The following is an 18,930-nucleotide window of genomic DNA, read 5'->3' as shown; positions in this document are numbered from 1 at the left end:
CACCACTTTCGCGAGCACGCCTGCTTTAACGCTGCGCGTCGGGTAGCGGCACCGGCGTCAACACGGGTTTACCGGCAAAGAACGCGTTCAGGTTCTGGCCCACCAACTCCACCGTGCCCCGCGTCGCTTCCGGCGACAGGCCGGCCACATGGGGCGTCAGTACGACGTTGGGCAGGTTTTTCAGCGCCTCCGGCACTTCGGGCTCGTGATCGAACACGTCCAGGGCCGCGCCGGCGATCCGCCGCTGCTCCAGGGCGCTGATCAGGTCGGCGGTGGCGACCACACTGGCCCGGGCGATATTCACCAGGAAACCATGGGGCCCCAGGGCGTCGAGGGCCTGTTTGTTGATCAACTGCCGGGTATCCAGGCCGCCGGGCGTGGCGACGATCAGGAAGTCCGAGACCCGTGCCAGCTCCGTGGGCGTGGCGCAGAAGGTGTAGGGCACGTCGTTGCGCATCCGGCGATTGTGGTAGCTGACGCTCATGTCGAAGCCGAGGGCGGCCCGCTTGGCAATGGCCATGCCCACCGCGCCCAGGCCCAATACGCCCAAGCGCTTGCCGGCCAGGGAAGGGCGCATGACCTTGGCCCATTCGCCACGGCGCACACTCGCATCGGCCCGGGGGATGTCGCGCACCAGCGCCAGCAGCAGCGCCATGGCATGGTCGGCCACCGACGACGCGTTGACCCCGGCGCCGTTGGTCACCACGATGCCCCGCTGGCGTGCGGCCTGCAGGTCCACCTGCTCGTAACCGGCACCGATCACGCAGATGATTTGCAGGTTGGGCAGGGCGGCGATTTCTTCCGCCGTCAAACCCAGGGGGCCGCGGGTCAGTACCGCGCTGAAGCGTTCACCGTGTTCGAAAATCGCTGTCTTGCGTTCGGCCGGCGTGGGCGCCAATTCCAGGTGGTAACCCTGCCGCTCGAGAATCGGCAGGTATTCATTGACGGTTTCAACCAGTACCAGAACGGTTGCGGTCATGCTGGGCTCCTGTGGGCGCTGGGTCGATCGTGGGTATTCAACCTGATTGTAGGAGCCGGGGGCAGGGGGGCTTGGCTTTTTATGTGCATTTTGGTTGCGGCGTCCTCCTTCTGGGAGTGAGCTTGCCCGCGATGGCGGCCTGACAGCCGACCTGTCTCTGGCGGTTGTACTTCGCTCCCACAGGGAGTTCAGGGAAATACAGGGATAATTTTATGGCAGTGATCTGATCCGCATAACCGCTCCTCAGCTAAGTCTTTGCTTCTGCTCGTGAATCCCGGACAATCGCGCCCCTGTTTCGGCCAGGGCGCTGCCTGTCGGGGTTTTCCGACTCGTCCCGGCCGGGTGCATGTGACCGGAAAGCGGAGATCCGACCGGATGAATGATCAGGCCAATAGCGTCGAAGAGCGCTTTGAAACGACAGTCCCAGCCACCCTCAGCCAATGGAGTCGCCAGGACACCACCTGGATGCTGGGTCTGTTTGGCACCGCCATCGGTGCAGGCACTCTGTTCTTACCCATCAATGCGGGTCTGGGGGGCTTTTGGCCGCTGCTGATCCTGGCATTGCTGGCATTCCCCATGACGTTCTATGCGCACCGTGGCCTGACCCGTTTCGTGTTGTCCGGTCGCGACGGCGCGGACATCACCGAGGTGGTGGAAGAGCATTTCGGCCTCAAGGCCGGTGCGCTGATCACGCTTTTGTACTTCTTTGCCATTTTCCCGATCCTGCTGATCTACAGCGTGGCGCTGACCAACACGGTGGGCAGTTTCCTGGAGCATCAGTTGCATATTCAGCCGCCCCCTCGGGCGGTGTTGTCCCTGGTGCTGATCCTGGGCCTGCTGGCGGTGGTCCGCTGCGGCGAGCAGGCGATCGTCAAGGCCATGAGCCTGATGGTCTATCCGTTCATCGTGGCGCTGCTGTTTCTGGCGGTGTTTCTGATTCCCCACTGGAGCGGTGGTATTCTGAGCACGGCGTCGACGCCGCCTGCACCTTCGGCGTTGTTGCATACCTTGTGGTTGGCGATCCCGGTGATGGTGTTCTCGTTCAACCATTCGCCGATTATCTCGGCGTTTGCGGTGGACCAGAAACGTCGCTACGGCGATAACGCCGAGGAGCGCAGTTCACAGATCCTGTCCCGCGCCCATGTGCTGATGGTGGTGATGGTGCTGTTCTTCGTGTTCAGTTGCGTGCTGACCCTGACCCCGGCGCAATTGGCCGAGGCCAAGGCGCAGAACCTGTCGATCCTGTCGTACCTGGCCAACCATTTCAGCAACCCGACCATCGCCTTTGCCGCACCGTTGATTGCGTTTGTCGCCATCTCCAAGTCGTTCCTGGGGCACTACATTGGCGCCAGCGAAGGCCTCAAGGGCCTGATCGTCAAGAGCGGCCGCCGTCCGGCACCCAAGACCCTGGACCGCCTCACCGCAGCGTTCATGTTGGTGGTGTGCTGGATCGTCGCCACTCTCAACCCGAGCATCCTGGGCATGATTGAAACCCTGGGCGGGCCGGTTATCGCGGCCATCCTGTTCCTGATGCCGATGTATGCCATTCGCAAAGTCCCGGCCATGGCCCGTTATCGTGGCCAGGCGTCGAATGTCTTTGTAGTGCTGGTGGGGTTGGTGGCGATTACCGCGTTGGTTTACTCCCTCTTGGCGTAGGCTGTTCCTGTGGGAGCGAGCTTGTTCGCGAAGGCGGTGTGTCAGTTCGCGGAGATGTTGGATGTGCTGGCCTCATCGCGAGCAAGCTCACCTGTAGGACACACGCATCCCCTGTGGCGAGGGGATTGGGCGACACGTCGTACCGCCCCGTTCGGCTGCGCAGTTGTCGTAAACCAGCCGGCATGGATCACCTGCCAACTCTGTCATCCAAAGGTCTTCACATCTGAGCGATGCTGACCGACAATGCCCGCTCCGCTCCGGGGTAGTTCAGCGGTAGAACACCTGGCTCTTAACCGGGTGGGCGCTGGTTCGAATCCAGCCCCCGACCCATTACATCGCAAGGTCAAGAGAACGCATGCTCAGGGACGATACGGGTTCTGACGGAACACTTGGCGTGGGCTATGCGGTCTTTCAATTGTCCAAGGCCCTCATCGCCCAAGGCACTGATCCTGAGTCAGAAAACCACGCCAAAGCGGTTCAGCGGATTGCACGCTGGCAGCAGGTGCTGGCGCATGCAGTGCAGGGTACTGCGCAGTACGGATCGCGTATGCCGCTGGCGGATATTCCCGTCTGGGTGACGCTGGAGGTCGCTACTGGCGGCTTTGCCACGGGGCGCTTGCTGGCGGGTGGTGACCTGAGCGAGCACTGGCTGCATCGATCCCGGGTATCCGTTCCGGCTTCGAGCGTCTGGGTATCAATGCATGGTATCTGACGGATGAAGGGCTCGAAGTATTGCGGGGGTATCTGGCGAAGGGCAATTACCGAGTCGATGTTCCAGAAGAGTCCGCCCTGCTGAGTGTGGCTTGGCTGTTAGGACAACAGCGAGTGGACGAGGCCTGGGCGCTCATCGAAACGATCACACCCTTCTTCGACCGCCTGCGCTTCTTTCCAGCACCTTGTGAAAAGCTGCAGTTTTCCGCGGCGCAGATACATGTCTTTGACATCGGTGAGATTCGGCAGCGACTCTTGAAGTTGCGCGGTCAACCACGTGTGGCGGTCCAGAAACAGGTTATCGAAGTCTGCTTGCCCCTGTACGACACTGCCGTGTCCCACTTCCTTTTGACTTATCAGGACGAGTGGCCGTGCAAGGTTTACCCAGAGGGATGGCACGAGCAGGCCGCTTCGCTTTGTACTCGGTTCAATGCCGTTCGCGAAGCGCAAGGTCACACAGTAGGGGCTTCCAAGCGACGCCTCTGGGAACTGTTTGCATTGCTCGAACAATGCTCTGGCGATTCGAGCTCGCTTACAGGCCGTCAAGTCGGTCGCATTCGTCAGATTGTTGATGATTTCGTGCGCAAGCATGGTCTGCCCGACTCCAGCGCTCATCGTGAGTACCGGTCAAAGCAGCGCGAGCATGTATCGGCGCCGGGTCATCACGTTATCGCCAAGGCCGTTGCTGCGCGAATGGAGCAGTATCCGGCCAACGATGGCGTCTCGGATCTGACTCCTTTGCTTGAACCGATCACCACTGAAGAAGCCAACGTATTTGCCCTGACGGGCGGGGCTGATCTTCCGCAGGCGATTCGCCGGCGCGTAGAGCGCTGCCGTAGCGGTACGATTGCCGAGTTGATCGATCATGGCTTGATTACTTCGGGCGACACCGTCGCGCGAGTGTTGCCAGCGATGACCGCTGAAATACGTAGCTCCGGATTTTCCGATCCCGCATTGGGTAATCTATACGCCGCTACTTATCGTGCCTTTCGCCAGCGCCGCTCATTGTTATTGCTCAATCTGCAAAGCCAGGTCAGGCTGGGCGAGTTGCCCTGGGTCGCGGCCATCGAAGGCTATCGCCCAAGTGACCTCGTCGATGCGGATATTGCCCGACAGGCACTTATCGAGTCGTCGGCATTGACTCTATCTGCCTTCCCCCAGGCGATTCTTCCCAACAAGCTGCTAAAAGAACTGCGTGCCCTCGCCGAAACAGCCGGGCTGGATCTTCCATTCGTGGACGAAGTCGCTTCGGACATATTCATGGGAGAGTTTTCAAACAAGTTCATCGACGCCGCCAGGCGTGCGGCCAAGGCGCTGGCAGGCACCCTGTACGCCCGTTACTACGATATTGATACCGACGGGCTGGCGACGCTTCCCGATAGACCCAGATCGAGAGCGCCCCAACCCTTCTGGAGTCGCTCGTCAACAAGCCGCGACGCTTTGACAACCGTGTGCGCGCGGCGCGCAAACGCAGAGCTTAATACTTGGCGTCCCGCAACCAATGGCACCCTCATTGAGCAGCAGCAGATATTGACTACGCAGAATCTCTCAATGCTGTTCTGCGAGCTTGATTTGAAAACACTGCTTTATCCGCGCTTGAGTTCACTCGTCCAGGTCTGTTTTGAATGGATCTGCAGGCGTCAGCAGATGCGAATAGAGCACTATCATGGGCGCTTGATCATGCTCAAGAACACCGCATACGCCTGGCGCCAGATGATTTTTTACTTGTCTGTGCTCGACGAGTCCGAAAGGGGGCTTGCGATCGAGGGGATCGAAGCGCATTACGCTCGGCAGCCAGGTGCTTTCCGGGAGAAATTCCTACCTGTGATGATGGGACTGCGCATGGCGGCAGCGGGCCATCGCCTGCCGCAACATGAACCAACCGCCGAAGGTGCGCGTGTTTTTCTGGGGTGGACAACTGAGGCGCATTGGCTGCGATAAAGAGTCCAGTAAAGGGCGGGCGATTAAGGCCCAGGAACATCTTCGACTCGATCAACGCCAAGTCCGAAAAAACGCCCTGATATCCTCCGCCAACAACGCCGGCTGCTCCAACGCGGCAAAATGACCACCCCGAGGCATCTCGGTCCAGCGCTTCACCTCGCAGCAGCGCTCCACCCAACTCCTGGGTGGCATGGGCAGCTCCTTGGGAAACAGCGCGACCCCAACGGGAGGCTTCACACGCTCGCCGCTGTTGAACTGCAACGGCCGTTTGCTGCCTTCCACATACTGGCGAAACGACGAGCCGATGCAGTGCGTCAGCCAGTACAGGGTGACATTGGTCAGCAACCATTCTCGGTCAATAGGGGGACTGTCATCGCACCAGCACAGGATCTTTTCCCCCATCCACGCCAATAGCCCTGCAGGCGAGTCATTCAGGCCCACGGCCAGGCTCTGTGGTTTGGTTCGCTGAAGGTGCCCATAGGCGCCTTCGGCATCGGCAAAGGCAGCAGCGCGTTGCAGGAAAGCCGTTTCGGCCTCGGTCAGCACTGGCTCGGTTTCGCCAAGGGGAGGGCGATAGGACCCTGGGACGTAGTTGAGATGAATGCCCGTCACCCGTTCGGGAAAACGCGCCCCCAGCCACATCGACACGCCCGCGCCAATGTCCCCGCCCTGGGCGCCGAACCGCTCATAACCCAGCCCGCTCATCAGTTCACTCCACAAACCCGCCACTTCACAGGGCCCCATGCCGGATTGCTGGAACGGTGCGGAAAAGGTGTAGCCGGGCAGCGACGGCACCACCACATCGAAGGCGTCGGCAGGATCACCCCCATGGCTGGCGGGGTCCGTCAGCAGCGGGATGATGCGTTGCATCTCGATGAAAGAGCCGGGCCAGCCGTGGGTGAGGATCAACGGCATCGGCTTCGGCCCGACGCCACGTTGATGAATGAAGTGGACCCTTTGCCCGTCGATGTTGGCGACAAATTGCGGCAAGCGATTGAGCGCCGCTTCCTGGGCGCGCCAATCGAAGGTGGTCGACCAATGTGCCAGAAGCGCTCGAAGCACCTCCATGTCCATGCCTTCGCGCCAACCTTGCCCGACCAGAGGTTCCGGCAGTCTGGCATTGCGCAGGCGATATCGCAGGTCTTCAAGCGCGCTTTCAGGGATGTCGATCCAGAAGGGGTCGATAAGCATGACTACGCCTAATACCGGGCCGTTACCTGGAAACCGCCATCCAGCTCGCACAACCGGTGATCAGGCCCGCTGATGTGCGATTCAAACGCCGCATGGCGCTAGGTGACTGTATGGCGCCCTTGATCCGGATACCGGTGAACACGTAGCCCAACTGAATGATCAGGTCTATCGCGATGCCCAGCGCGGTAATCATCAATGCCTGTCCAAGCGTCAGCGATGCGAGATCGAACGCATGGGGTAGGACCGCGCCAAAGAAGATAACCGCCTTGGGATTGCTGAGGGTCAGCAGCGCACCGGCAAGTAATCCGCGACTGGCTGAACGCTCAGTTGGGGCCTCAATTGCATGACCACTCGCCGACCACAACTTCCAGGCGATGAATAACAGATAAGCCACGCCGGCCCATTTCACGGCGATAAAAACATGCTCGTATCTCAGTGCCAGCGCCGACAGGCCGGTGGTTGCCAACAATAGCCACAAGGCGTTGCCGCCAACCATACCGGTCACGAACGGCAGGCAGCTCTTGCCACCGCGTGATACGACCTGACCGATCAGCGCACCCTGCGCCGGCCCAGGAATCGCGGCGGCGATGGCGAAGGGAATGACAAATAACCAGATTGAAGAAGTGGCAGGCATGGCGCAGGCGCTCCCGATTTCGAATCGGGTCAATATGGCATCAAGTCAACCCGTGGTCGAGTTGACTTTGCCAAAGCGACTTTTCAACGCCGCCCTGTCCGCGTACTCACATCCACCCACACCGCCAGCACCAAAATGCTGCCTTTGACGATCATCTGCCAATAACTGTCGACGTCGAGCATGGACATGCCATTGTCCAGGCTGGTGATCACCAGCGCGCCGAGCAGCGCACCGTAGACCGTGCCGGAGCCACCGCGCATGGAGGTGCCGCCGATGAAGCAGGCGGCGATGGCGTCGAGTTCGCCCATGTTGCCCGCCGAGGGGGAGCCGGCGGCCAGGCGAGCGGTGTTGACCACACCGGCGAGGGCGCACATCACGCCCATGATGCCGAAGATCCACAGCTTCACCGCTTGTACGTTGATGCCGGACAGGCGCGTGGCTTCCATGTTGCTGCCCACCGAGTAGACGCGGCGGCCGAACACGGTCTGGCTGGTGACGTAGCTGAACACCCCCAGCAGGATCAGCAGGAGCAGCACCGGTACCGGGATGCCATCGTAACTGTTGAGGGTATAGACGAACCCGGCCAACACCGCGCCGATCACCACCACGCGCAACACGTCACGCACCATGGAGTGAGGCGCCAGGCCATGGAGCGCGCGGTTGCGTCGCTGTTTCCAGGTCAGGAACAGGGTCAGGGCGAACAGCAGGATGCCCAGCCCGGTCCCGACCGTATGCGGTAAGTAACCTTGGCCGACGTAGACCAGTTCCGGTGACACCGGGGCAATGGTGGTGCCGCCGGTCACGCCCAGCAGGACGCCGCGAAACGCGAGCATGCCGCCCAGCCCGACAATGAACGACGGAATGCGCAGGTAAGCGGTCATGTAGCCGTTGCCCAAGCCAATCACCAAGCCGCACAAGGCCACCAGGCTGAGGTTCGCCAGCAACGGGATGTGATAGACCACATCGAGAATCGCCGCCAGGCCTCCCAGCAGCCCCAGCAACGAGCCCACCGACAGGTCGATCTCGCCGCTGATGATCACCAGCACCATGCCGCAGGCGAGAATCCCGGTGATGGACATCTGCCGCAGCAGGTTGGAAAGGTTGCGCGGGGTCAGGAACCCACCGTCGGTCTGCCAGCTGAAGAACAGCCAGATCAGCGCCACGGCGATCACCAGCGCGAGCATTTTGTAACGGGAAAACAGCTGTTTGACCTGATTCATCTACGCGGACTTCCGATCATTATTGTTATGGCCATCGGGATGGCTGAGCGCGGCGGCGAGCACCTGTTCCTGGGTGAGTTCGTGGTTGATGAAGTCGCCGCGCAACTGGCCTTCGCCGATCACCAGGACGCGGTCGGAAACCCCCAAGACTTCGGCCAGCTCCGAGGACACCATGATGATCGACACGCCTTCGGCCGCCAGCGCGCCCATCAGCTTGTAGATCTCGTATTTGGCGCCGACGTCCACGCCGCGGGTGGGCTCATCGAGAATCAGCACGCGGGGTTTGGTCAGCAGCATCTTGGCCAGCACGGCTTTTTGCTGATTGCCGCCGGAGAGGCTGGTGATCGGCAGGAACGGGCTCGCGGTCTTGAGGTGCATGCGCGCGATTTCCTTGTCGATGCTGCCCAGTTCGGCTTCGGCGTCGATGCGGGTCAGTTTCGCGTAGTTGTCCAGCACCGCCAGGGTGATGTTCTGGCCCACCCCCAGGTCTGGGATGATGCCTTGGCGCTTGCGGTCTTCGGGGACCATGCACAGGCCCGCGCGGATCGACTTGAGCGGCGTGCGCGTGTCGATTCGTTGGCCGCCCAGCCAGACTTCGCCTTCGTAGCGGCCGGGGTAGGCGCCGAACAGTGCCGACACCAGTTCGGTGCGACCGGCACCGACCAGCCCGGCGATGCCGAGGATTTCCCCGCGCCTGAGGACGAACGAAATATCGTCGACCCGTTTGCGCTTGGGGTTGTCGACGTCGTAGCAGGTGAAGTGGCGCGCCTCGAAAATCACCTCGCCGACGTCATGGGGTTCGGTGGGGTAGAGGTTGCTCATTTCCCGGCCGACCATCTGGGTAATGATTTTCGGAATGCTCATGTCCGCCATGGCGGTGGTGGCGATGTGTTTGCCATCGCGGATCACCGAAATGGTGTCGCACACGGCGGCCACTTCATCGAGCTTGTGGGAGATGTACACGCAGGCAACGCCTTTGGCCTTGAGGTCGCGGATGATGTCCAGCAGTACTTCGATTTCCGAGCGGGTCAGGGCCGAGGAGGGTTCGTCGAGGATCAGCAGCCGCGCCTGCTTGTTCAGTGCCTTGGCGATTTCCACCAGTTGCTGGTAGCCACCGCCGTACTGGGAAACCGGCAGCGAGACGTTCATGTCCGGCACTTTGAGCTCACGCATCAGGGCCTCGGCGCGGTGGATCATCGCCGGGTAGTTCATGCGTCCGCCGGGCAGTGTCAGCTCGTGGCCCATGAAGATGTTTTCGGCCACCGACAGGTCGGGGACCAGGGTCAGTTCCTGGTGAATGATGACGATCCCGGCGGCTTCGGTTTCGCTGATGGACTGCGCCTTGAGCGGCTGGCCGTCCCAAATGATTTCGCCTTCCCAGGTGCCGTAAGGGTAGACCGCCGACAGCACTTTCATCAGCGTGGATTTGCCCGCGCCGTTTTCACCGCACAGGCCGACACACTCACCCGGCCTGACCTTGATGTCGATGCCGTTCAGGGCTTTGACACCGTCAAAGGTTTTGACGATGCCGTTCATTTGCAGCAGGTAGTCGGACATGGCAAGGGCTCATGAAAAAGGGCTCACACATACGCAGGTGGGGGGGCCGTGGGACCAGCCGCACCCTAATGCCAGAGTCAGGCAAAGTCCCTGTGGGAGCGGGCTTGCTCGCGAATGCGGTGGGTCAGTCACATCAATGCAGACTGATGCACCGCATTCGCGAGCAAGCCCGCTCCCACAGAAATCACTGCCCGGCGATCTGCGCCTTGGTGTAGAACCCGTCCTTTTCCAGCAGGTCGATGTTGTCCTTGGTCAACGGCGTGGGGGTGAGCAGGATGGTGTCGACTTTCTTGCTGCCATTATCGTATTGCGAGCTGAAGGTGGGTTTCTCGTTGCGCGCCAGTTGCACCGAGAGCTTGGCGGCTTCGGAGGCGATCAGTTTCAGCGGCTTGTAGACGGTCATGGTCTGGGTGCCATCGATCACGCGCTTGACCGCCGCGAGGTCGGCGTCCTGGCCCGAGATCGGCACCTTGCCGGCCATTTTCTGCGCGGCCAGGGCCTGGATGGCGCCGCCGGCGGTGGCGTCGTTGGAGGCGACGATGCCATCGATCTTGTTGTTGTTCCGGGTCAGGGCGTTTTCCACGATGCTCAAGGCTTCGGTGGGGTTCCATTCCTTCACCCACTGCTGGCCGACAATCTTGATGTCACCCTTGTCGATGGCCGGTTGCAGCACTTTCATCTGGCCTTCGCGCAGGACCTTGGCGTTGTTGTCCGTGGGCGCGCCACCGAGCAGGAAGTAATTGCCCTTGGGCGCGGCTTTCAGCACGCCGCTGGCCTGCATCTCGCCGACCTTTTCGTTATCGAAGGAAATGTAGGCGTCGATATCGGCATTGAGGATCAGTCGGTCGTAGGACACCACCTTGATCCCGGCCTTCTTGGCTTCGGCGACGGCGTTGGTCAGCACGGTGGCGTTGAATGGCACGATGACGATCACATCGACGCCACGGGAGATCAGGTTTTCGATCTGCGAGATCTGCTTCTGCTCGTTGGCATCGGCGGACTGGACGAAGACCTTGGCGTCGAGTTTTTCCGCCGCCGCGACGAAATAGTCACGGTCCCGCGACCAGCGCTCCAGGCGCAGGTCATCGATGGAGAAACCGATTTTCGGATGGGTCGCATCGGCCATGACCGGAAGCGAGAGCAGGGCGAGGGCGCCGGCGAGCAGGGTACGTTTGAATGTTTTCATGTAGTGCGTCCTTTTATTGTTGTTTGAAAGACACTGCCTGACGATGAGCGTGATACCGGGTAGAACTGTAGAGCGTTGCAGGGCGCCGTGGGCACAGATTTGTCGCGAGAATGTAACGGCCTCTTTGGCAGGCAGACAAATCAGTTGTTCTTCGGGGGGCTGCTTCGCAGCCCAGCGGGGATAAATCCCCTCGCCACAACTTGTCAGGGGTAGATGAACCGATTGACCACGTTTTCGAGCATTTCCTGGCGACCGCTGACGGCCTGGGGATTGAGCTCGTTGCTAAAGGCATGCTCGGCCAGCGATTCAAGGCTGAAGTCGCCGGCCAGCACTGCCTTGCCAAACGGTTTCTGCCAGCCGGCGTAGCGCTGGTCCTTGAACTGTTGCAACTGATCGTTCTGCACCATGGCTGCCGCGCGTTCCAGGGCGAGGGCGAGGACGTCCATAGCAGCGACATGGCCGTGGAACAGATCAATATCGTCCAGGCTCTGGCGCCGGACCTTGGAATCGAAGTTGAACCCGCCGTTGCCGAAGCCCCCGGCCTTGAGGATTTCATAGGTGGCCAGGGTCATTTCCTCGACGCTGTTGGGGAACTGGTCGGTGTCCCAGCCGTTTTGCGGATCGCCGCGGTTGGCGTCGATGCTGCCGAAGATCCCCAGGGAGACCGCGGTGGCGATCTCGTGGTGGAAGCTGTGGCCGGCCAGGGTGGCGTGGTTGGCTTCGATGTTGACCTTGATCTCGTTTTCCAGGCCGAACTGCTGCAGGAAGCCGAACACCGTGGCGCTGTCGTAATCGTACTGGTGCTTGGTCGGCTCCTGGGGCTTGGGTTCGATCAACAGGTCGCCCGTGAAGCCGATCTTGTGCTTGTGCTCGACCACCATGCGCATGAACCGGCCGAGTTGCTCGCGTTCGCGTTTCAAGTCGGTATTGAGCAGGGTTTCGTAGCCCTCACGACCGCCCCACAACACGTAGTTGGAGCCCTTGAGGCGTTGGGTGGCGTTCATGGCGCTGAACACCTGGGCGGCGGCGCAGGCGAACACTTCCGGGTCCGGGTTACTGGCGGCACCCGCGGCAAAGCGCGGGTTGCTGAAGCAGTTGGCGGTGCCCCACAGCAGCTTGATCCCGGTCTGTTCCTGATGGCGCTCCAGGTGATCGATCATCTGGGTGAAGTGGTTGCGGTACTCCTTCAGCGAATGGCCTTCCGGGGCGACATCGGTGTCGTGGAAGCAGTAGTAGTCGATGCCCAGCTTGGAGAAGAACTCGAAGGCCGCTTCGGCCTTGCCGATGGCCACCTCCATCGGATCCCCGGCGTGTTGCCATGGGCGCTTGAACGTACCGGCACCGAACACATCCGACCCCGGCCAGACGAAGGTATGCCAGTAGCAGACCGCCATGCGCAGGTGCTCGCGCATGGGTTTACCGAGCACCAGTTTGTTGGCGTCGTAGTGACGGAAGGCAAGCGGCGAATCGCTGGCGGGGCCTTCGTAGCGAATCTTGTCGACACCGGGGAAGTACGGCATGTGCGGGTTTCCTTTTATTCTTGGCGGTGTCCCGATACTAACGCCGGCCCCGTGGCTGCTGATTATGAAAATCACCAATGGGCAGTTCGATTTTGAGTATTGAGATTCGGTGTCCGCGCGCCTAGTCTGTGTCGACCGGCACAGGGTTAAACCAATGAAAACCGTCCCGCCCGTTCACCGCATTGCGTTGTTGTTCAACGGCAGCAAGATCTACGACCGCGGCATCATCAGTGGTATCGGCAACTACCTGAGCAGCACGCGTGCGTCCTGGGACTTGTTTCTCGAGGAAGACTTTCTCTGCCGCTTGAAGGGTATCGAGCGCTGGCAGGGCGACGGAATCATTGCCGATTTCGACGACCCGCTGATCGGCGAGGCGTTGGCCGGGATCAAGCTGCCGGTGGTGGCGGTGGGCGGGTCCTATCAGGATGAACGCGCCTACCCGAAGGGCATTCCCTATGTCGCCACCGACAATGACGCGTTGATGAAATTGGCCTACGAGCACCTGATCGAGGCCGGGTTGACCCGCTTCGCCTGTTTCAGCCTGCCTGAAGCACAAGCCAATCGCTGGGCCCAGGAACGGGAGAAAGCCTTTCGCCGGCTGGTGCAGCGCGACGGCCTGCACGCCGAGGTCTATCGCGGCATGGGCACCAGCGCACCGCTTTGGGACAGCGCCGTCGAACAGCAGATCGCCTGGTTGCAAAGCCTGCCCAAACCCATCGGTATTATCGCCGTCAGCGACGCCCGCGCCCGGCAACTGCTGCAAGCCTGCCTGACCGCCGGGATCGCCGTGCCGGAGCAAGTGGCGTTGATCGGCATCGACAACGACCCGCTGACCCGCAGCCTGACGCGGGTGCCATTGAGCTCGGTGATCCAGGGCACCGAGACCATGGGCCGCACCGCCGCACGCCTGCTCCACCAGATGCTGCACGGCATGCCGTCCACGGGCACGCAGATTCTGGTCCCGCCGGATGCGATCAATGTGCAGGTGTCGAGCCTGCATCAACCATTGGGCAACCCTTATGTCATGCAGGCACTGCTCTTCATCCGCCAATACGCCTGCCAAGGCATCAAGACGGCCCAGGTGGCGGCTTATGTAGGGATCTCGCGTTCATCGCTGGAAGCGCATTTTCGTAAGGAGCGGGGCTGCAGCGTCCACGACGAAATCCTGCGCTTCAAACTGACCGCCGCCGCCAACGGACTGGAAAACACCGACGCGCCGATTGCCGACATCGCCCAGAATTGCGGCTTCAAGTCGGCGCAATACCTGCACACGGTGTTTCGCCGCGAATTCGGCTGCACGCCTCGGGAGTATCAACAGGGGACCAATGCGGCCACTCACTGGCCACTGCCGAACCGCTCCTGTGGAAGGACAGCCTGTGCCTGATGAATTGACACACCACCCAATAGCTCTTGTGGCGAGGGAGCTTGCTCCCGCTGGGGCGCGAAGCGGCCCTGAAACCTGGCACCCTGGTGTGTCAGGTTCGATTGAGTGGAGGACATTGGGGCTGCTGCGCAGCCCAACGGGGATAAATCCCCTCGCCACGGTTTTCGCTCGGCGTACGGGTAATGTGAGTGGTTGTCCCGTTTAAACATCACCTTCAAGGGCATGATCCGATCCATGAGCGACGACACCTATACCCTGTACATGCGCTTCCAGACGCCCGATCCGGCCATCGGCCCACGGCAGCGAGCGCGGATGCTTGCCCAGGAGCAGGCCTGGGCGCGTGAGCGTGCGTCGATGCATCGTTTCAGTTGGATCGCGGTGCTGGTACCGCCATTGTGCCTGGGCCTGGTGTTGCCGGGCATCGTGTTCCTGCTGGGGCTGCTGGTCTATCAGGGGTTATCCGCTCCAGGCGCCGACCTTGACCGCATCGCCGGGGCCTCCCTTGGCTGGCTTGGGCTCGCCACCTTGCTGTTCGTGGCTGCCTGGGTCCTGCATAACTACTTGCGCGACACACGCGACCCGACCAAGCGCTATTGGCAGTCGATGCCCGACCAAGGGCTGGTCGAGCTCGAACACCATACCCTGGTCTCCGGCATCAGCCTTTGGTCCAACAACTATGACCCGGACTGCAACACCCTCATGCAATGGAGCGACGGCAAACTGAAATGCGTGCAAGACAGCGGTGTGTCGCAATGGATCCTGGCCAAGACCGCGGCGGGGCATTGGCTGGTGCTCAAGGAGCAATATCCGGGCAACTTCAGCTACGGACGGGTAGGGCAAATGCCTGCGCCGGATAAGTTGCTGCGACCCAGCAGCAACTGGCGATTGCTTTCGCCCCCGGCACCAATCTGCCGTTGGGGCGGCGTTTCGACGGTGCGCCGATGCCATGGGTGGATACGCCGTACTGGCTGTCTGCCGATGAGCTCAAGCGCCTGGACGAGGCCGCCCACCACTGGAATTTTCTACCGCCGAACCGCTATGGGGTGATCAACGACCAGGATGCCGCGTGGCTGCAACGGCTGGTGGACCGGGCGCATCCAGCCGGGCACTAAAGCCACGTATCCACCACCCGCCGATCCAACTCTTCCCAATCCGCCATGCCCAATACCCGCGTCGTGTTCAGCCCGCGCAGATAACCGCGCAGCTGATTGGCCGTGGCCCGCTTGAGCTCCGGGTCGGTTTCGGTGTTGCTCAACAGCACGCTTTCATACTGGATCAGGTACTCCGCCACCCGCTCACGGAAGTCGGGCAATACCGCGTCGCGAATCAGATCAAACGTTCTCATGGATAGGCCTCATCAATCTTTCTCGGCTTGCAACTATTGCTAGGAGTAATAGTGACCATTACCAAATGCAAGTTCTGCTTTGTCGGCAATCATTGGAAAATCAGCGCCATCGAACACGCAGCCCAGTATTTTTATTTTCAGGACCCCAACCCATGCGCCCTTTATTTTTGCTTGCCCTGGCGTTTTCCCCGTTGTTGCTGGCCGGTTGTGCCTCGGCACCGAACGACCCGACCCTGACCTTGCAGACCAGCAAGACGCCGGCCCAATACGCCGAATGCGTCATACCGAAATTGCAGGGCAATGCCTTGAACCCGATGGTCTCGCAGACCCAGCGTAGCTACCGCATCGTGGTGCCGAGCAAAGTGTCGGCGGACAACGTGCTGGAGGCCTACAAGGCCGGCAGCGGCGGCAAGGTGTTTCTCTACGAGCGGCACTTGCTGGCCTCCAACCTCCTGCCTTCGAGTTTTGAACGCGCCGCACAGGAATGCATCTGACCGGCCCGTAAACGCTTTTCACCGTGCTCCTTTGGTTGGCCGCAACCAACCAATTACCTTGCCCCGCACCGTCCTCGGTCGCGGGGCTTTTTTTGCCTGCCGGTCAGGTTGGTCCATCCTCCGCCCGGATGAACTCGATAAGTGCTTTCAGGGCCGATGGCACATGGCGTCGGCTGGGGTAGTAGAGGAAAAACCGGATCGGCGGCGCTTTCCATTGCGCAAGCAGTTCCGTGAGATGCCCATTGCGCAGGTCGTCACGCGCCAGCTCCTCGTAGACGTAGGCAATCCCGGCGCCATCTTTCGCCGCCTGGATCATCAGCGCATCGTCTTCAAGAATGAGCGGGCCGGTGACGGACAAACGGATCGGTTGCCCCGCTGCCTGATACTCCCAGGCGTAGAGTTTGCCGCTGGGAAAACGCCGGGCGATGCAGGCATGGTCGAGCAAGTCCCGTGGCGCCTGGGCGATCCCCTGAGTGGCCAGGTAGGTTGGCGCGGCTACGGTCACGAACGATTGAGGGGGGCCGACAGGGACGGCGATCATGTCGCCGGCCAGGCTTTCGCCAAAGCGCACGCCGGCGTCAAAACCGCCGTTCACGATATCGGACAAGCCATCATCGGTGACCAGGTCCAGTTGAATGCGCGGATACCTGGCCACGAATGGCGCGAGCACTTTGGCAAAGACCGCACGCGCCGCCGGACGCGCCACGTTGAGGCGAAGCTTGCCGGCGGGCACATCCTGCAGCGAGGTCAATTGGGCCAAGGCATCGGCAACCTGCTGCAGGGTAGGGGCCAGCGTTGCCAATAGCTGGTGGCCGGCCTCGGTCGGCGTAACGCTGCGTGTGGTGCGGTTGAGCAGCCTGACGCCCAGGCGTGCTTCCAGCGCCCGCATCGCGTGGCTCAATGCCGAAGCTGAAACGCCACGCTCGTCGGCGGCCTTGCGAAAGCTGCGATGGCGAGCGACGGCGGCAAAGGCATCCAGCTCGGAAAGGTCGGGGTGCTGACTCATGAATGCTGCTCAGTAGTTCAAATACGATTACCCATCTTATCGTCATGAGAACGCTCGCGGATACTGCCCGCCTCATCTGTGGAGAACTCGCTATGCAAACCAATCGTCTTGGATCATCGGACTTCCTGATTTCGCCCATTGGCCTGGGAACCTGGGCCATTGCTGGCACCGGCTGGGAATACAGTTGGGGGGCGCAGGATGACGAGGACAGCCTGGGCGCCCTTGAATACGCTGTCGAGCGCGGGGTGAACTGGATCGATACGGCGGCGGTTTATGGGTTGGGCCATGCCGAGCAACTGGTCGGGCAGTTGTTGCGCCGGGTGCCGGCTTCGCGGCGTCCGTTGGTGTTCACCAAGGGCAGTCTGGTCTGGGACCCGGTCACCAAGGCAATTTCACACTCGCTGGCGCCTGGGTCATTGCTCGCCGAGGTCGAGGCAAGCTTGCGCCGGCTTCAAGTCGAAACCATCGATCTGTATCAGATCCACTGGCCGGCCTTTCCTGCCGATGGCAGTAGCGAAGGGATCGAGAGCGCGCTATCGGCCTTGGCTACCGCCCGTGAACAGGGAAAAATCCGTGCGATCGGCGTCTCCAATTTTGATGTCGCGCAACTCAAGCGGGCCCAGGCGGTGACCGAGATCGTGTCACTCCAACCGCCTTATTCCGCCTTGATGCGGGACATCGAGGACGGCGTCCTGCCCTTTTGCGAGCAGGCCGGAATGGGGGTCCTGGCCTATTCCACCCTTCAATCGGGGCTGCTTTCCGGCAGCATGACGCGCGAGCGCATCGCCCAATTGCCCGACGACGATTGGCGCAAGGCCCGAAGCGCGGACTTCCAGGAGCCCCGCTTGAGCGCGAACCTGGCGCTGGTCGAGGTCTTGGCCGGTATTGGCGAACGGCACGGGGTGAGCGCGGCGGCAGTCGCCATCGCCTGGGTGCTGCGCAAACCGGTGGTGACCGGCGCCATCGTCGGAGCCCGCCGTCCCGGGCAGGTCGATGGGCTGATTGCCGGCTCGCAGCTGCGCCTCAGTGCCGAGGAGATCGACGAGATTCAACCTTTCCTGCCCTTGGGGATGGGCACGAATGTCCCTGGGGACGTTTGAGCTTTAACGTTTGGCAGCCCGCTTGAACGAGCGGGGTTTGACGCTTCGCTGCATAACCGGCACTATCTGCTCGTTTATGATCATTAGTGCTCGTTTATGCAGGTTGTAGCATCATGACTTCTCCTCACGAAGCGTTCCCCGGCGAACGCCAGCAATTGATCATCCAGCGTCTTGCCCGGTATGGCCGGGTGATCGCGGCCGACTTGGCCAGCGAATTCAATGTGTCCGAGCACTCGATCCGGCGTGACTTGGGCGCATTGGCAGCGGCGGGAGTGTGCAAGCGCGTTTATGGCGGCGCGATCCTCCTGCCCGCTGCCGAAGGGTCGATGGAGGCGCGCGTGCGCAAAGACCCGGCGCGCAAGGGCAGCCTCGGCCAAGCGGCCGCTGCATTGTTGCGCGCGGGCCAGCACGTGTTCATCGACGCCGGGTCGACCAACCTGGCGATTGCCTGCGCCATTGATCCGCAGCTTCAGTTGACCCTCACCACCAATTCGCCGCTGATTGCGGTTCAGTTGATGAAGCTGCCCCGCGCCGAGGTGATCCTGCTGGGCGGCCGCTTGAGTCCAAACGCGGGAGGTGTGATAGGGCTGACGGCTGTCCAGCAATTGCGCCAATTCAGTTTCGACGTGTGTGTCCTCGGCGCCTGCGCCATCGATCCGGACAATGGCGTCACGGCGTTCGGCCTGGACGACGCGGAGTTCAAGCGCGCGGTGGTGGCGGCAAGTGGGCAGGTGATCGCGGCGGTGACCAATGAAAAGCTGTCCAGCGTTGCCCACTATCAGGTGGCCTCCTGCGAAGAAGTCGCCGCCCTGGTGGTGGAGCACGATGCGCCCCGTGAGCGACTCGAACCCTTCTTCGGCCGGGTGACCAACGTCGTGACGGCTGCCCGGGAACAGCGCCGTACCTGATGTCTTTGCCGCACTGGCAGGACAATCGAATAGATACTGCATGGCCCCCATTGTCCGCCAGGCGATTTGCGTCTAGTTTGCAGCCCGATCACAAGTAC

At 61.3% G+C, this 18,930-nt stretch carries 17 protein-coding genes and 1 tRNA gene; 9 read left to right on the top strand and 9 right to left on the bottom strand.

Annotation, left to right across the window (positions count from 1 at the left end):
• Positions 1–25: 25 nt before the first annotated feature.
• A complete protein-coding gene (locus AC515T_RS16735; RefSeq protein WP_496529230.1) occupies positions 26–979 on the bottom strand; it encodes a 2-hydroxyacid dehydrogenase in 954 nt (317 codons plus the stop codon).
• Between the two features lie 375 nt (positions 980–1,354).
• On the opposite strand from AC515T_RS16735, the gene AC515T_RS16730 reads away from it, so the two are divergent.
• The 4 genes from AC515T_RS16730 (at position 1,355) to AC515T_RS16715 (ending at position 5,287) form a co-directional block, all read left to right on the top strand.
• The gene (locus AC515T_RS16730) at positions 1,355–2,635 is read left to right on the top strand and encodes a serine/threonine transporter (RefSeq protein ID WP_496529229.1); all 1,281 of its coding nucleotides are present in this window, start codon (positions 1,355–1,357) and stop codon (positions 2,633–2,635) included.
• Positions 2,636–2,892: 257 nt separating this feature from the next.
• Positions 2,893–2,965: transfer RNA gene (locus tag AC515T_RS16725), tRNA-Lys, on the top strand.
• Positions 2,966–2,990: 25 nt separating this feature from the next.
• Positions 2,991–3,347, top strand: a complete 357-nt coding sequence (locus AC515T_RS16720; RefSeq protein WP_496529228.1) for a hypothetical protein — start codon at positions 2,991–2,993, stop codon at positions 3,345–3,347.
• A gap of 113 nt (positions 3,348–3,460) precedes the next feature.
• Positions 3,461–5,287 (top strand): hypothetical protein, encoded by a 1,827-nt coding sequence (locus AC515T_RS16715; RefSeq protein WP_496529227.1) that lies wholly within the window; start codon positions 3,461–3,463, stop codon positions 5,285–5,287.
• 51 nt (positions 5,288–5,338) lie between these two features.
• Here AC515T_RS16715 and AC515T_RS16710 read toward each other — a convergent pair whose 3' ends face one another.
• From AC515T_RS16710 to xylA, 6 genes are all read right to left on the bottom strand, one after another.
• The gene (locus tag AC515T_RS16710; protein ID WP_496529226.1) at positions 5,339–6,478 is read right to left on the bottom strand and encodes an epoxide hydrolase family protein; all 1,140 of its coding nucleotides are present in this window, start codon (positions 6,476–6,478) and stop codon (positions 5,339–5,341) included.
• 22 nt (positions 6,479–6,500) lie between these two features.
• The gene (locus tag AC515T_RS16705) at positions 6,501–7,112 is read right to left on the bottom strand and encodes a LysE family translocator (RefSeq protein WP_496529225.1); all 612 of its coding nucleotides are present in this window, start codon (positions 7,110–7,112) and stop codon (positions 6,501–6,503) included.
• A gap of 83 nt (positions 7,113–7,195) precedes the next feature.
• Complete coding sequence (locus AC515T_RS16700; protein WP_496529224.1) at positions 7,196–8,332, bottom strand: sugar ABC transporter permease; 1,137 nt, start codon at positions 8,330–8,332, stop codon at positions 7,196–7,198.
• Positions 8,333–9,889 (bottom strand): D-xylose ABC transporter ATP-binding protein, encoded by a 1,557-nt coding sequence (xylG, locus tag AC515T_RS16695; RefSeq protein ID WP_496529223.1) that lies wholly within the window; start codon positions 9,887–9,889, stop codon positions 8,333–8,335.
• A gap of 184 nt (positions 9,890–10,073) precedes the next feature.
• Entirely contained in the window at positions 10,074–11,075 is a 1,002-nt protein-coding gene (gene xylF, locus AC515T_RS16690; protein WP_496529222.1) for a D-xylose ABC transporter substrate-binding protein, read from the bottom strand.
• 203 nt (positions 11,076–11,278) lie between these two features.
• Entirely contained in the window at positions 11,279–12,595 is a 1,317-nt protein-coding gene (xylA, locus tag AC515T_RS16685; RefSeq protein ID WP_496529221.1) for a xylose isomerase, read from the bottom strand.
• Positions 12,596–12,749: 154 nt separating this feature from the next.
• On the opposite strand from xylA, the gene AC515T_RS16680 reads away from it, so the two are divergent.
• Together AC515T_RS16680 and AC515T_RS16675 are read left to right on the top strand one after the other, a co-directional pair.
• Positions 12,750–13,979: a XylR family transcriptional regulator gene (locus tag AC515T_RS16680; RefSeq protein WP_496529220.1), complete on the top strand. Its 1,230-nt coding sequence runs from the start codon at positions 12,750–12,752 to the stop codon at positions 13,977–13,979.
• Positions 13,980–14,213: 234 nt separating this feature from the next.
• Positions 14,214–15,026 (top strand): hypothetical protein, encoded by an 813-nt coding sequence (locus AC515T_RS16675; RefSeq protein WP_496529219.1) that lies wholly within the window; start codon positions 14,214–14,216, stop codon positions 15,024–15,026.
• A gap of 61 nt (positions 15,027–15,087) precedes the next feature.
• On the opposite strand, the gene AC515T_RS16670 is transcribed toward AC515T_RS16675, so the two are convergent.
• Positions 15,088–15,324, bottom strand: coding sequence for a hypothetical protein (locus AC515T_RS16670; RefSeq protein ID WP_496529218.1), 237 nt, complete (start codon positions 15,322–15,324; stop codon positions 15,088–15,090).
• A gap of 152 nt (positions 15,325–15,476) precedes the next feature.
• Between AC515T_RS16670 and AC515T_RS16665 the strand changes: the two genes are divergently transcribed.
• On the top strand, positions 15,477–15,818 hold the full coding sequence (locus tag AC515T_RS16665) for a hypothetical protein (RefSeq protein ID WP_496529217.1): 342 nt from the start codon (positions 15,477–15,479) through the stop codon (positions 15,816–15,818).
• A gap of 103 nt (positions 15,819–15,921) precedes the next feature.
• On the opposite strand, the gene AC515T_RS16660 is transcribed toward AC515T_RS16665, so the two are convergent.
• Positions 15,922–16,824 (bottom strand): LysR family transcriptional regulator, encoded by a 903-nt coding sequence (locus AC515T_RS16660; RefSeq protein ID WP_496529216.1) that lies wholly within the window; start codon positions 16,822–16,824, stop codon positions 15,922–15,924.
• Positions 16,825–16,916: 92 nt separating this feature from the next.
• On the opposite strand from AC515T_RS16660, the gene AC515T_RS16655 reads away from it, so the two are divergent.
• Both AC515T_RS16655 and AC515T_RS16650 read left to right on the top strand, forming a co-directional pair.
• Entirely contained in the window at positions 16,917–17,924 is a 1,008-nt protein-coding gene (locus AC515T_RS16655; protein ID WP_496529215.1) for an aldo/keto reductase, read from the top strand.
• 113 nt (positions 17,925–18,037) lie between these two features.
• Complete coding sequence (locus AC515T_RS16650) at positions 18,038–18,832, top strand: DeoR/GlpR family DNA-binding transcription regulator (protein WP_496529214.1); 795 nt, start codon at positions 18,038–18,040, stop codon at positions 18,830–18,832.
• Positions 18,833–18,930: the final 98 nt, after the last annotated feature.

It is taken from the genome of Pseudomonas sp. FSO-7 (assembly GCF_059579345.1).
This window is presented reverse-complemented; position numbering and strand designations above follow the sequence as displayed.

Bases quoted from the DNA above. Each gene is read 5' to 3' on its own strand.
- AC515T_RS16655 (WP_496529215.1), top strand. From the start codon at position 16,917: ATGCAAACCAATCGTCTTGGATCATCGGACTTCCTGATTTCGCCCATT.
- AC515T_RS16665 (WP_496529217.1), top strand. From the start codon at position 15,477: ATGCGCCCTTTATTTTTGCTTGCCCTGGCGTTTTCCCCGTTGTTGCTG.
- AC515T_RS16735 (WP_496529230.1), bottom strand. From the start codon at position 979: ATGACCGCAACCGTTCTGGTACTGGTTGAAACCGTCAATGAATACCTG.
- AC515T_RS16675 (WP_496529219.1), top strand. From the start codon at position 14,214: ATGAGCGACGACACCTATACCCTGTACATGCGCTTCCAGACGCCCGAT.
- xylA (WP_496529221.1), bottom strand. From the start codon at position 12,595: ATGCCGTACTTCCCCGGTGTCGACAAGATTCGCTACGAAGGCCCCGCC.
- AC515T_RS16730 (WP_496529229.1), top strand. From the start codon at position 1,355: ATGAATGATCAGGCCAATAGCGTCGAAGAGCGCTTTGAAACGACAGTC.
- AC515T_RS16650 (WP_496529214.1), top strand. From the start codon at position 18,038: ATGACTTCTCCTCACGAAGCGTTCCCCGGCGAACGCCAGCAATTGATC.
- xylG (WP_496529223.1), bottom strand. From the start codon at position 9,889: ATGTCCGACTACCTGCTGCAAATGAACGGCATCGTCAAAACCTTTGAC.
- xylF (WP_496529222.1), bottom strand. From the start codon at position 11,075: ATGAAAACATTCAAACGTACCCTGCTCGCCGGCGCCCTCGCCCTGCTC.
- AC515T_RS16710 (WP_496529226.1), bottom strand. From the start codon at position 6,478: ATGCTTATCGACCCCTTCTGGATCGACATCCCTGAAAGCGCGCTTGAA.
- AC515T_RS16720 (WP_496529228.1), top strand. From the start codon at position 2,991: ATGCTCAGGGACGATACGGGTTCTGACGGAACACTTGGCGTGGGCTAT.
- AC515T_RS16705 (WP_496529225.1), bottom strand. From the start codon at position 7,112: ATGCCTGCCACTTCTTCAATCTGGTTATTTGTCATTCCCTTCGCCATC.
- AC515T_RS16670 (WP_496529218.1), bottom strand. From the start codon at position 15,324: ATGAGAACGTTTGATCTGATTCGCGACGCGGTATTGCCCGACTTCCGT.
- AC515T_RS16680 (WP_496529220.1), top strand. From the start codon at position 12,750: ATGAAAACCGTCCCGCCCGTTCACCGCATTGCGTTGTTGTTCAACGGC.
- AC515T_RS16660 (WP_496529216.1), bottom strand. From the start codon at position 16,824: ATGAGTCAGCACCCCGACCTTTCCGAGCTGGATGCCTTTGCCGCCGTC.
- AC515T_RS16700 (WP_496529224.1), bottom strand. From the start codon at position 8,332: ATGAATCAGGTCAAACAGCTGTTTTCCCGTTACAAAATGCTCGCGCTG.